Here is a 12,012-nt window from a genome sequence, read left to right on the forward strand (position 1 = left end):
GGCAACTATGCTTGCCCGATTGTTCGCGCTGCTCGCCACCGGCGAAGCCGATGTCTTGAAGCGGCGCATCAAGATCGCCGTGGTCGCCTATACGATTGCGGGGATCGCGGCGCTTCTCGCGCTCGTCTTTGTCATCCTCGCCGGTTATCTGGCGGCCGCCATTCGTTGGGGCGCCATAGACGCGGCGATCGGTTTTGCGGTCGGATTTGCCGTCCTTACCGCGATTGTGTTTGCCGTCTACAAGATCGTTGCCGGTGCGCAGCGACGGGCCCAGCAGCGCCGGCGTGCGGCGGACGCCAGCACTCTTGCCGGCGCATCGGCAATGGCCATGCTGCCCGCCCTGATGAGCAAGAAGGGCGGCGCGGCTGCAGTGCTTACCGCATTGGCCGGCCTCGCCGGTTTTGCGGCCTACCGCGAGTATGAGCGTCGGTCGAAGCGGGAGCGATAATCGGTCCCGCTTCGACCGAAGACATGGAGTGCAGGCATGAACGACAAGGTGCCACCGAAAAAGGCCAGGCAGGGACGCGAGGGCTTTCCCGTTCTTCTGGTCCTTCTTGGCGGAATCATTCTGGCCGGCGTCGTCTGGGTGGGCGTCGAGATCTATGGCATTTTCATCGACGAGCAACAGCCTGTCGAGACGCCGCAGTCGACAGAGATTCCGATCGACGAGCCGCAATCCATGGAGCCACAAGACTGACGCGTCGGCGAAAGGAAGGACCGGAACGATGAGCAAGGCTGCAGATGTACTGAAGCCGCGCATGCATGCCGAGAGAATGGATGTCGGTCTGTCCGCTACGGACAGAAAGGAGCTTGCCGACGGCCTGTCGGAAATCCTCGTCGACACCTACAGGCTGCTGATCAAGACGCATATCTATCACTGGAACGTCGTCGGGCCGCTCTTTCACGCGATTCATGTCCTGACCGAGGAGCAGTACAACGCGCTCTTCAACGCCACGGACGTGATCGCCGAGCGGGTCCGGGCGCTCGGCCATCATGCGCCCGCCGGCCGCGGCGTCGATACCGCGATCGAACTCGACGCGCCGGGTCGCTCGGCCATGGAGATGGTCGAGGACCTGATCGTGGACCACGAGGAAGCGGTGAAGAAGATGCGGACCGTCGCGATCGCGGCCGATGAGAAAGGCGACCTCGTCACTACCGACATGTTGACGGAGCGTATGACCTTTCACGAAAAGGCGCTGTGGATGCTGCGTGCGACGGTGGCGGAGTAAGTGTTCACCGCTTCGACCCCTAACCCTCTTGAGACTCCGTAGGTACAAGAACGCGCAGCGCCCTTGGGTGCTGGCGAATATGAATGTCCCGGTCCAGCGGACAGAGTTCGCCGTCGATCGAGCATTTGAGCTCGCGCCGCGGGGCGAGAATCCTCAGCCGCACCTCTCCGGCCTCGTGGATTTCCACCTGCTCGTTCTGCCGCCACCGCCCGATCGCCATGTTGAGAAAGTGCACGATGAGGTCGGAGCGTCGCCGAGCGCGCGTGATATAGATGCCCAGCACGCCGCCGTCGGGATTGTCGGTATAGGGCAGATGTCCCTCGCCGTAGAGATTGTTGGTCACACTGATGCTGGCGGTCTCCGCCAGGAGCTCGGATTCACCCATGGTGAGCGAGACACGCAGGTTCTGCGGGTTGAGAAGGGTTGTGATCGCGGCCCGGGCCGATGCGGCGATCTTGCCAAGGCGACCGCGGAACGGCATCTGAGTGCGCAGTCTGATGAGCTGCGGGTGCATGCCGATCGAGAATTGGTGCACGAAGGGGCGTCCGTTGAGGTGTGCGATGTCGACCTCGCGCACATGGCCGTTCGCCAGCGCGGTTACGGCGGCCTCGAGGTCCAGCGGGATTGCAATGCTGCGGGCAAACAGGTTCATCGTGCCCGCCGGGAGTACGGCGAGGATCTTGCCGCTTTCAGCAACAAGCCCCGCCGCCAGCGAAATCGTCCCGTCTCCGCCGCCCACCAGCACCGCATCCACGCCATCATCCCGGCAAGCCATGCGCAGAGCTTCCTCGATTTCGTGGCCGTCGACCTGTCGTGCCGCAACGCAATGGCCGGTTTCGGTGAAGGCCTGGACGATCTCTTCTGTGAAACGGTCCAGATTCATGGTGCTGAACGTGCCGCCGTCTCGGTTCAGCACGGCGCGTATGTGCATGGACGTTCTTCTTCCAATGTGGTCCGGTGTCGCTAGAAACAGGGCAGGTCGTGTTTCGTTCCGTCTGTCAATACCGGCGTATGCGGAACCGTTTCTTTGGCCCGACGTTCTAGGCACGTGATGGCCGCACATCCGATCCTCACTGCCAGGTTCGGTCGGATGCGCGGCCATGTACAGAAAACTGCACATGGAGAGCTTATCATGATCCGCAATCTTTTGGCGACCACCGCAATTGCCACCTTGATGGCAGGCGGTGCGTTTGCACAGGACACGATGCCCGCCGATCCGAGCGTGACACAGGATCCGGCGGCAACAGATCAGCAGCAGACGCCGATGACCATCCACGCCGAGGGAAGACTTGCCTCGAACCTGATGGGCGAGAGCGTCTATAACGGCACCGGAGAAGAAGCCGAGAATATCGGCAAGGTCACCGACCTGGTCATCGATCAGGAGGGCGACATCCAGGCGATCGTCGTCGGCGTGGGCGGCTTCCTCGGGATAGGACAGAAGGAAGTCGCGCTGGAATACGACCTCGTACAGTGGTCGGAGCGGGACGACGGCGAGCGCTATATGGTGGTCGAGACCACTGCCGACGCGCTGGAGAACCAGCAGGAGTTCGACCGTGCGGCCTACCGGCCGATGCCGGCGGACGCCGACGTTGCCGAAACACAGCCGGCGACCGCTGACGACCTGGCCGCCGCGCCGGCGCCTGAGGAGGGTTCCGAGGACGCCACGGGTGAAACCGCGATGGCGCCGGCGGACGATCAGGCGGGCATGGACCAGGCCGGCGAGACAGCCATGGCTCCTGCCGATGATCAGACGGGTGCGGACATGACCGACCAGACCGGCGATACCACAGCCGCGGCACCCGCGGACGAGACCGCGCCGGCGGACGGGGCCGACGATGCCATGGCCACTGCCACCGACGAGCAGCAGCCGAGCGACGACATGGCCGCCGCGCCCGAGGAAGGGGTGAGCGACCAGACGACGGCGGCGACCGATGAGGAGCCAGTACTCGAAGAAGACGTGACGGCTGCCGAGGATCGCCAGGACCGTCCCGCCGAGGAGACCACGGCGGCAACCCAGGACCAGGCCGCGACCGACCAGACGCAGACGGGTGCGATCGACCGCAACTCGTTGCAGGATGCCGGGCAAGACCAGATCCGCGCCGAAAACCTCACCGGTGCCAATGTCTACGGCGCCAATGAGGAGGACATCGGCGAAGTGGGTGACGTGATCCTGACGCCGGAAGGCGAGATCGATGCCGTGATCGTCGATGTCGGCGGCTTCCTCGGGATAGGACAGAAGGAGGTTGCGGTTGGTCTGGACAACATTTCGTTCATGACCGACGAGAACGGCGACCTTTATCTCTACACCGAATACACCCAGGAAGAACTCGAGGCGCAGCCCGAGTACGACGAGGCGTCCTACACCGAGCAGCGCGATCAGCAACGCCTGCAGTAGGCCCCTCGGTAGGCAGCCAGAGCCCCGCACCGGGCAACCGGTGCGGGGTTTTTTCTGTGCCGGGGCGGGAGAATGTGAGACTGTCTTTCTTCGCCGAACAGTGCATCCACCCGATGAGGACTGTCGCGGCACAGCACGGCATCTCATCTGAGGCGGGACCACGACCGGTCGGCTGAACGTCGAAAGGACACCACCATGCTCGACTCGATCCAGGGCATTCATCACATCACGGCAATGGCGCGGGACGCCGCCAGGACGGATGGGTTCTTCACCCGGGTTCTGGGCTTGCGCCGCGTCAAGAAGACAGTGAATTTCGACGCACCGGATGTCTATCATCTGTACTACGCGAACGGTTCCGGCCAGCCGGGAACCGTCCTGACGTATTTTCCCTTCCCGAACATCGCCCGCGGCACGCGCGGGGCGGGGGAAGTGAGCACCACCGTTTTCTCCGTGCCCGAAGGCAGCCTTGCTTTCTGGGAGAAGCATCTCGCCGCCAACACGGTGAGCGGTGTTCGCCGCGGCACCTATCTGGGCGAGGCCCGGCTTTATTTCGACGGTCCGGACGGTGACGGCTTTGCGCTTGCGGAAGCGGCCGAGGATACGCGGGCGCCGTGGCAGGCGGCCGGCATACCGGACGAGCATGCCATTCGCGGCTTTCATTCCGCCAAACTGACATTGCAGGAACTTGGGCCGACTGCGGATTTGTTGCAGCTCATGGGCTTTCGCGAGGGGGCGCGTGAGGGTGGCATGCACCGTCTGGTGCGGCCGGATGGAAACGGTGCCGCGATCATCGATCTGGAAAGCGATCCCGCGGCCGCACCGGCGCGCCAGGGTGCCGGTTCGGTGCATCACATCGCCTTTGCCGTTGCCGACGCGGCGGCGCAGAAGGTTGTCCGCGAGGCGCTGGTCGCCGAAGGGTTCGGCGTCACGCCCGTGATCGACCGGGACTATTTCCTGTCCATCTATTTCCGCGAGCCGGGCGGCGTCCTGTTCGAGATCGCCACCAACGAACCCGGTTTTGCGCGCGATGAGGACCCGGCGCATCTCGGCGAGGCGCTGAAGCTGCCCGAGCAGCATGCGCATCTGCGTGCGCATCTCGAAAAGCACCTTCCGCCGATCGGGGATTAGGCCCATGTCGACCGATGCCTATGTGCACCATGTGGTGAGCGCGGGGCCGGGCCGGGCGCTGCTCTTCCTCTTTCACGGAACGGGCGGTGACGAACGCCAGCTCCTGTCGCTCTGGCAAGGGGTCCTCCCGCAAGCCGGCATCGTGGCGCCGCGTGGAGACGTCAGCGAAGGCGGCGCGGCGCGCTTCTTCCGGCGCACCGGCGAAGGCGTCTACGACATGGAGGATCTGGCGCGCGCGACGGAGAAGATGGCGGGCTTCGTGCGCGCGCACGTGGAACGGGAGCAGCCGAATGCCGTGCTCGGCCTCGGCTACTCGAACGGCGCCAACATCCTGGCGACGGTCGTTTTCGCCGCGCCGACGCTGTTCGACGCGGCGGTGCTGATGCACCCGCTCATCCCTTTCGCACCGCGCCTGAAGGGTGAGCGGCTGACCACACGGCTGCTCGTTACCGCCGGCCGGCGGGACCCGATCTGCCCGCCGGAGTTGACCGAGAGGTTGATGGCCCATCTGGCGGCTGGCGGGGCGGAAGCCGAGATTTTCTGGCATGAGGGCGGGCACGAGTTGCGTCCAGGCGAGATGGACACGGCAGAGCGTTTCCTGCGCGGATATGGAAAGGAGGGGAATGACGATGGTTGATGCGTCGCGCATCGAATTTCACGACCTTGGCACGAAGGGCCGCTATGTCTATGCCGATGGAGGGGAGGAGGCGGAGCTTACCTTTACCAAGGTTGGGACGAGCCAGATCATTATTGACCACACGGACGTGCCGACCGCGTTCCGGGGGGAAGGGCGTCGGCCAGGCCCTTGTGGCGCATGCGGTGGAGGCCGCGCGGATGCAGGGCTTGAAGATTACGCCGCTTTGCCCCTTCGCGGCGTCGCAGTTTCGCCGAAACCCGGAATGGCAAGACGTGCTGGCGCGCTAGATCAGTTCACCGTTTCACGGAAACGGTGAACTGATCTAACATTTGATTTCACGCAATTCCGGACGGAAAACCGGCTTCCACTTTTCCTGGACTAAAGCGCCCCTTGATGGACCCGAACTGCGGGACCGTGAAGGGGCGCTGCCGGTACATACGTAACGGGCGGCCTCAAGCCGCCTCGGCCAGCGAGGCCTTCGCGCCGGCTTCGACGAAGATGCGATGCAGCGTCTTCACCGCCTTTTCCCGATCCTCGCTCGCCACGACGAACTGAACGTCGACGCCGCGGCCGGTCTCCTGTGCCGAAATCGGCCTGATGCCGGCTTCCGACAGCGCCGTCAGCCCCTTGAGCATGATGTCGAGTCCCCTCAGGTCGCGGCCGATGACCGAGACCATTCCTGCGCGCCGCGTGGTGATGCGGGCGGAGGGGTAGAGTGCGGCGAGATCCCGTTCGACACGGCGGATCGCCTTCAGCGGCGCCTCCACGTGATGAACGATCGAGTTGGCGTTCGACACCTTGGAGACGATGCGTACGCGATGGCGCGTCAGCATCTCGAGAATGGCGGCGTCGTAGCCTTTCACGCCCACCATGTCCTGCTCGAAGACTTCCAGCGAGGTGACGGAGAGACCCGTCACCATCTCCACGCCCGGCCCGTCGGCGGGCTCGGCGTCGATGAGCGTGCCGGGGTCGTGCGGCTCGAAGGCGTTGGCCACGCGCAGCGGAACGCCGGCCTGGCGCAGCTTCTTGGCCGCTTTCGGATGGATCGCTTCCATGCCCATGTTGGAAAGCTGGTCGGCGATATCGTAGTTGGTGCGTCCGATCTTGCGCACGTTCTCGGCCCCCACCAGCCGCGGGTCGGCGCTGGAAAGGTGGAACTCCTTATGGATGATGGCCTCTCTCGCGCCGGTCTGGGCAGCGATCGTGGCGAAGGTCACCTCCGAGTAGCCGCGGTCGAACTCGCGCATCAATCCCTCTCGGCACTGCGCGTAGCCGGTGACGATGGGCAGCTCGCGCGCGAAATCGACCTCGGCAAAGGCCGTCTCGATGCGGTCCTTAAGGTGGGGCTGAGATTCATCGCGCCAGCCCGTCAGGTCGATCAGGCGCGCGTTGACGCCGTGTCGGCGCAAAAGCAAAGCGAGGTTGTTGGCCGAATGCGCCTCGCCGAGCGCCGACAGCATCTCGCGGATTGTCTGCATGTGCTCTGCAAGCTGGAAGTGTCCGTAGGAGCACAGGCGCTGCAGGTCGATCAAACAGCCGCGCGCGCCTTCGATGCGCTCGCGCACGAAATCGTCCGCGGCGTGCCGGTCGCCGGCATCGTCGAACATCTCGGCATTGATTTCGCGCATGGCGCGGCTGACATCGCTCAGCGTGTCCATCCAGCCATGCTCGTTGTCCGCGTGGGCAAACAGCGCATAGACGCCCGGCTCGCCGGATTTCTTGTGCTCCAGCAGCTTGTCGGTGATGCCGCCGAAGGCGGAGACGACGAAGACGCGGCGATAGAGCGCCTCGCCTTCGCGCTTGCCGATGAGAATGGTGTCGATGAGCTCGCGCGCCCGGCTCATGGACGTACCGCCGATCTTCTCGACGGTGTGGCCGGGTCGCGCGTCCTTCGGGGCGCCGCGATCCAGCGCGGCGCTTGCCTCTTGCAGTCGTGTCATGGCTTGGGGCCTTGCCTCCTCGGTCAAACCAGCTTGCCGGTCACCACCTCGACGGCCTTGGCCTCGCCGCGCTGAGCCAGGAAATCCGGGCGCGGCTTCTTGGCGCCAAAAGGCTCCTCGAGTTGGTTGGACATGGCGTTGAACACGAAGAACGCGTTCGAGCGGGGGAACGGCGTGATGTTGCCGTTGGAACCGTGCATCGTGTTGCAGTCGAACAGCACCAGCGTGCCGGCCTTTCCGGTGGCGGCGTGGACGCCGTGCTCGCCCGCGAGCTTCTCCAGTGCCTCATGCGATGGGACGCCGATCTCCTGCTTTTTCAGCGAGGATTTGTGGTTGTCCTCGGGCGTCTCGCCAGCGCAGGCGATAAAATGCTTATGGGAGCCCGGCATCAGCATGAGCGGGCCGTTGAGCGCGTCGTTGTCCGTCAACAGCAGGGAAGCGGAGACAGCGCGCATGCGCGGCATGCCGTCCTCGGCGTGCCAGGTCTCGAAATCCGAGTGCCAGTAGAATTCCTTGCCGGTGAAGCCCGGCTTGTAGTTCAGCCGCGACTGGTGGACGTAAACGCTGTCACCCAGAAGGAAGCTGACGATGCCGGCCAGACGGCGGTCACAGGCCAGGCGATTGAAGAGCGGGCTCTGCTCGGGGAGCTTGAAGATGGTGCGCACCTCGTCCGAGTTCGGCTCGGTGATGACGCTGTCTTCTTCCAGGTTGCGCTCGCCGCCGCGCAACGCAGCGGACTCGGCCATCAGCGCCTTCACCTCTTCCTCCGAGAAGAGGTCCTTGAGCACGAGGAAGCCGTCGCGGTCGAACTGGTCGGCCTGCTGGGCCGTCAGCGGGGCATCGGGGCGCCACTGGCTCCACACGATCCTGTCCGCGCGCGGCAGCCAACGCTCCTGTGGCAGGCGGGTCGGATAGGTATCCGGTCTTCGTTCATGTGCTTGATTGATCGCAGACATGGTTATTCTCCTTCTTCTTTTGGTTTTGTCGGCGTGGGATCACGCCGACTCGGCCTCCAGTGCGTAGGAGCCATCGTCCTGGTGAACTTCGTTGCCCGTGACGGGCGGGTTGAAGACGCAAGCCATGATCATGGGCTTTTCCGCGTCGGCGCGCAGGATGTGCTTGTCGTGCTTGTCCAACGCATAGACGACACCAGGACGAATCTTGTGAATCTCTCCGGTGGCACAGTCCTCGATCGAGCCTGTTCCGTCGACGCAATAGACGCTTTCGAGGTGGTTCTTGTAATGCATGGGCAGTTCGGCGCCGGCATGAATGGTGGTGATATGGAAACTGAAGCCCATATTGTCCGACTTCAAAAGCAGCCGGACGCTGTCCCAGCCCTTCGAGAAAACGTGGCGCTCGGTGTTCTTGGCTTCGTTCAGATCACGCACGATCATTTCAATTACTCCGCGGCAATTTTCGTGGACTGGGCAATTTCGCTCACGGCCTCCTCGAGAATGTCGAGGCCGCGGGCGAAGGTCTCTTCGTCGATGGTGAGCGGCGCGAGCACTTTCACCACCTCGTCATGGGCGCCGGAGGTCTCGATAACGAGGCCGTTCTCGAAGCAGCGGGCGCAGATTTCGCTCGCCAGTTCGCCCGAGCCGACGTCGACGCCCTGCATCATGCCGCGGCCCTTAAGACGTGCGGCGGGCAGCCGATCGGCGATCTTCGCCAGGCGCGACTTCAGATAGGAGGTCTTCTTCAGCACCGCCTCCTGCAGCGTGCGGTCGGCCCAGAATTTCTCCAGCGCGACCCGCGCGGTGACGAAGGCGTGATTGTTGCCGCGGAAGGTGCCGTTGTGTTCGGCAGGGCCGAAGATGTCGTACTCCGGCTTCACCAGCAGTGTCGCGAAAGGCAGGCCGAGGCCGGAAAGCGACTTCGCCATGGTGATGATGTCCGGCTCGACACCCATTTCCTCGAACGAGAAGAAGGGACCGGTGCGGCCGCAGCCGGCCTGGATGTCATCAACGATGAGCAGGGCTCCGTGATTGCGCGCGATCTCGGCCACGCGGCGCACCCACTCGCGCGAGGCGGCGTTCAGCCCGCCTTCGCCCTGGACCGTCTCCAGGATGATCGCCGCCGGCGGCTCGACGCCGCTCGAAGGCTCCGACAGCATGCGATTCAGGAAGTCGGCCGTGTCGAGGTCGCCGCCCATCGCGCCTTCGAAGGGCATGCGGGTGACGCCGGAGAGCGGCACCCCGGCGCCGCCGCGATGATAGCCGTTGCCGGTGGCGGCGAGCGCGCCCAGCGTCACGCCGTGGAAGCCGTTGGTGAAGGCGATGACGTTGGTGCGGCCGGTGACCTTGCGGGCGAGCTTGAGCGCGGCCTCGACCGCGTTTGCGCCCGTCGGGCCCATGAACATCATGCGGTAGTCCATATCACGCGGCTTCAGCACGATGCGCTCGAACGCGTCCAGGAAGTCCGCCTTGGCGCCCGTGTACATGTCGAGCCCGTGGGCCAGGCCGTCGGCCTGCATGTGCTCGATGAGGGCGGCCTTCATATCCGGGTCGTTGTGCCCGTAGTTCAAGGACGAGCAGCCGGCGAGGAAGTCGATATAGTCGCGGCCGTCGTTGCCGGTCAGCGTCGCGCCGGAAGCCTTTTCGAACACAACCGGAAAGCTGCGGCAGTAACTGCGCGCCGCGGATTCGCGGCGCTCGAAGATAGCTTTATCGTCCGTTCGTACGGTCGTCATGGTTTTCCCTTCGGATTAAATTGTCGGGGCGTCGTGGCTGAGCCTTTATCAGGCCGCGCTGCGCGCCTCCTCGGGCAGGGTGATCATCACCATGTGTTCGGTGGCGTGGGCCCCGTCGAAATGGTCTTCCCTGCGGAAATAGGGCACGCTCTTCAGCTTGCCCCCCTGGTTGCGGGCGAAAGACTTGAAGAGCGCCCAGCTCGCCGCATTTTCGGAGGTGATCGTGGTCTTGAGGCCGCGGACATCGGCGCAGATCTCCCGCGCCAGAAGGGCCGAAAGCATTCTCTTGGCGACGCCCTGGCCCTGAGCGCTTTCGTCAACGGCGACCTGCCAGACGAAGAGCGTCGACGGGTCATCCGGCATCAGATAGCCGGAAATCCAGCCGACGATGGCTCCGTCGGACTTGCGCTCGGCGACCACGCAGGTGTCGCTGAAATGGTCGCACTGCAAAAGGTTGCAGTAAAGGGAATTCTCGTCGAGGGGCTCACAGGCTCTGATCAGGCGCCAGACATCCGCACCATCCTCGGTGCGTGGGGTGCGAAAGGTAATATCGCCTGATCGTTTTCGAACAAGCTGGATGTTGTTGCTTTGCATGACACTCCTCTCTGCGGGTCGGAATATTACGATGGACGAAGGATATTTCAACAGGCGAGATGGAATTTTTGGCTGCGATGCCGCGCAAAGCCCGCTTTCCACCTGATTTTGCGGGCGAATTTATTCGCTAATCAAATCATATTTTTTCTGTTATCAAGGCGATGATCCCTCCTGTATTCGGCTCGCTCATGGAAAACCGCACCCAAACCAGCCTCATAGCGCTCAGGCGCATCCTGCGTGCCACCGAACTCAACGCCCGCACGCTGGCACGCGCGACCGGACTGACCACGCCACAGCTCATCGTGCTGGAGATCGCGGCCGCCGCCGGCCGGCTCACGCCGAAGGACATCGCCTCCCGTGCCGGCGTCGGGCAGGCGACCGCCACGGCACTGGTCGACAAGCTGGAGGCCAGAGGACTGGTGACGCGCACGCGCGGCGAGCAGGACCGACGCGTCGTCTGGGTGGCGCCGACACAGGCGGGACGAGACATGCTGGAAGCCGCCCCGAACCCGCTGCAGCGGACCTTTTCCGAGCAATTCGAGGCTCTGCCGGACTGGGAGCAGGCGATGATCGTGGCGGCCCTGGAACGCGTCGGCGCCATGCTCAACGCCGGCGCCATCGACGCATCCCCGCTGCTCGACGTCGGCGCCGTCGACCGCAAATAGGGCCCCGTGTGCCGGCGCTGACGGATTCGTGAGCACGGCGGGGAAATTCTTTGGTCCGCATGCCTCGCCTTCGCCGTCTTTGTTGCTATGTTGAGGGGCCAAGGCGTGCCGCATGCCGCCGCACGCCCCGCAATCTGGGCGGACGATGGCCGAGAACCGAACCAGAGACCGATCGATGTACGGACTTTTCGCGCGCCTCGGACGAACGCGGGCGGTGGTGCATGGCGCAATGGTGCTGGAGCGCCTGTGGCCGCTTCTCCTGCCGCTGGTGGTGGTGGCCAGCCTGTTTCTCAGCTTCGCATGGCTTGGCGTGTTCCGCATCCTGCCCGACTGGGGGCGGCTCGGCCTCCTGGCGGTGCTCGGGCTGGCCGCGCTCTCATCGCTCTGGCCCTTCAGGCGCTTCAGCATGCCCACCCGGGCGGAAGTCGACCGGCGCATCGAGCGGTCCAACCTGCTCGAACATGCGCCCGTGTCGGCGCAGACGGACCGCCTGTCTGGCGATGGCGACGACGCCTTTGCCGCCGCGCTGTGGCGCGAGCATCAAAGGCGCATGGCCGAGCGGCTTTCGCGGCTGCATGGCGATCTGCCGCAGACCACGGTCCCGGAGCGGGACCCGTGGGGATTGCGGGCGATCGCCGCCCTTTTGTTCGTGGTCGCGCTCGCCTATTCGACCGGTCCCTATGGCGGGCGAATCGCCGATGCGCTTCAGCCGCCGGCCGGCCCCGACACAGCGCC

At 64.3% G+C, this 12,012-nt stretch carries 14 protein-coding genes and 1 pseudogene; 9 read left to right on the forward strand and 6 right to left on the reverse strand.

Annotation, left to right across the window (positions count from 1 at the left end; all coding sequences use genetic code 11):
• Positions 1-7: 7 nt before the first annotated feature.
• From ACFP9U_RS10800 to ACFP9U_RS10810, 3 genes are read left to right on the forward strand one after another with little or no spacing between them, the layout of a single operon-like run.
• The gene (locus ACFP9U_RS10800) at positions 8-448 is read left to right on the forward strand and encodes a hypothetical protein (protein ID WP_322452983.1); all 441 of its coding nucleotides are present in this window, start codon (positions 8-10) and stop codon (positions 446-448) included.
• 36 nt (positions 449-484) lie between these two features.
• Positions 485-697, forward strand: a complete 213-nt coding sequence (locus tag ACFP9U_RS10805) for a hypothetical protein (RefSeq protein ID WP_322452982.1) — start codon at positions 485-487, stop codon at positions 695-697.
• A 28-nt stretch (positions 698-725) separates the two neighbouring features.
• Positions 726-1,229, forward strand: a complete 504-nt coding sequence (locus ACFP9U_RS10810) for a Dps family protein (RefSeq protein WP_378621291.1) — start codon at positions 726-728, stop codon at positions 1,227-1,229.
• A gap of 19 nt (positions 1,230-1,248) precedes the next feature.
• Here ACFP9U_RS10810 and ACFP9U_RS10815 read toward each other — a convergent pair whose 3' ends face one another.
• On the reverse strand, positions 1,249-2,160 hold the full coding sequence (locus ACFP9U_RS10815) for a diacylglycerol/lipid kinase family protein (RefSeq protein ID WP_378621293.1): 912 nt from the start codon (positions 2,158-2,160) through the stop codon (positions 1,249-1,251).
• 201 nt (positions 2,161-2,361) lie between these two features.
• On the opposite strand from ACFP9U_RS10815, the gene ACFP9U_RS10820 reads away from it, so the two are divergent.
• The 4 genes and pseudogenes from ACFP9U_RS10820 (at position 2,362) to ACFP9U_RS10835 (ending at position 5,676) form a co-directional block, all read left to right on the forward strand.
• A complete protein-coding gene (locus tag ACFP9U_RS10820; RefSeq protein WP_378621295.1) occupies positions 2,362-3,624 on the forward strand; it encodes a PRC-barrel domain-containing protein in 1,263 nt (420 codons plus the stop codon).
• A 195-nt stretch (positions 3,625-3,819) separates the two neighbouring features.
• Entirely contained in the window at positions 3,820-4,752 is a 933-nt protein-coding gene (locus ACFP9U_RS10825; RefSeq protein ID WP_378621297.1) for a VOC family protein, read from the forward strand.
• Positions 4,753-4,756: 4 nt separating this feature from the next.
• The gene (locus ACFP9U_RS10830; protein ID WP_378621299.1) at positions 4,757-5,389 is read left to right on the forward strand and encodes an alpha/beta hydrolase; all 633 of its coding nucleotides are present in this window, start codon (positions 4,757-4,759) and stop codon (positions 5,387-5,389) included.
• Positions 5,382-5,676 (forward strand): annotated as a pseudogene (locus ACFP9U_RS10835) (GNAT family N-acetyltransferase). The gene ACFP9U_RS10830 and the pseudogene ACFP9U_RS10835 overlap by 8 nt, the downstream one beginning before the upstream one ends.
• A gap of 165 nt (positions 5,677-5,841) precedes the next feature.
• Here ACFP9U_RS10835 and ACFP9U_RS10840 read toward each other — a convergent pair.
• The 5 genes from ACFP9U_RS10840 to ectA are packed head-to-tail and all read right to left on the reverse strand — an operon-like array spanning position 5,842 to position 10,612.
• The gene (locus tag ACFP9U_RS10840; protein ID WP_378621301.1) at positions 5,842-7,329 is read right to left on the reverse strand and encodes an aspartate kinase; all 1,488 of its coding nucleotides are present in this window, start codon (positions 7,327-7,329) and stop codon (positions 5,842-5,844) included.
• Positions 7,330-7,352: 23 nt separating this feature from the next.
• Positions 7,353-8,285 carry an ectoine hydroxylase gene (gene thpD / locus ACFP9U_RS10845; RefSeq protein WP_378621303.1) on the reverse strand — a complete coding sequence of 311 codons (933 nt, stop codon included), beginning with the start codon at positions 8,283-8,285 and terminating at the stop codon, positions 7,353-7,355.
• 39 nt (positions 8,286-8,324) lie between these two features.
• Entirely contained in the window at positions 8,325-8,723 is a 399-nt protein-coding gene (locus ACFP9U_RS10850) for an ectoine synthase (RefSeq protein ID WP_322452974.1), read from the reverse strand.
• Positions 8,724-8,728: 5 nt separating this feature from the next.
• A complete protein-coding gene (ectB, locus tag ACFP9U_RS10855; RefSeq protein ID WP_378621305.1) occupies positions 8,729-10,018 on the reverse strand; it encodes a diaminobutyrate--2-oxoglutarate transaminase in 1,290 nt (429 codons plus the stop codon).
• A gap of 48 nt (positions 10,019-10,066) precedes the next feature.
• The gene (gene ectA / locus ACFP9U_RS10860; protein WP_378621307.1) at positions 10,067-10,612 is read right to left on the reverse strand and encodes a diaminobutyrate acetyltransferase; all 546 of its coding nucleotides are present in this window, start codon (positions 10,610-10,612) and stop codon (positions 10,067-10,069) included.
• Positions 10,613-10,773: 161 nt separating this feature from the next.
• Between ectA and ACFP9U_RS10865 the strand changes: the two genes are divergently transcribed.
• Together ACFP9U_RS10865 and ACFP9U_RS10870 are read left to right on the forward strand one after the other, a co-directional pair.
• Positions 10,774-11,277: a MarR family winged helix-turn-helix transcriptional regulator gene (locus ACFP9U_RS10865; protein ID WP_378621308.1), complete on the forward strand. Its 504-nt coding sequence runs from the start codon at positions 10,774-10,776 to the stop codon at positions 11,275-11,277.
• 175 nt (positions 11,278-11,452) lie between these two features.
• Positions 11,453-12,012 (forward strand): DUF4175 family protein (locus ACFP9U_RS10870; RefSeq protein WP_378621311.1); only part of this gene is annotated, 560 nt, incomplete at its 3' end.

This window comes from Nitratireductor sp. GCM10026969, from assembly GCF_042660605.1.
Classification (GTDB): domain Bacteria; phylum Pseudomonadota; class Alphaproteobacteria; order Rhizobiales; family Rhizobiaceae; genus Chelativorans.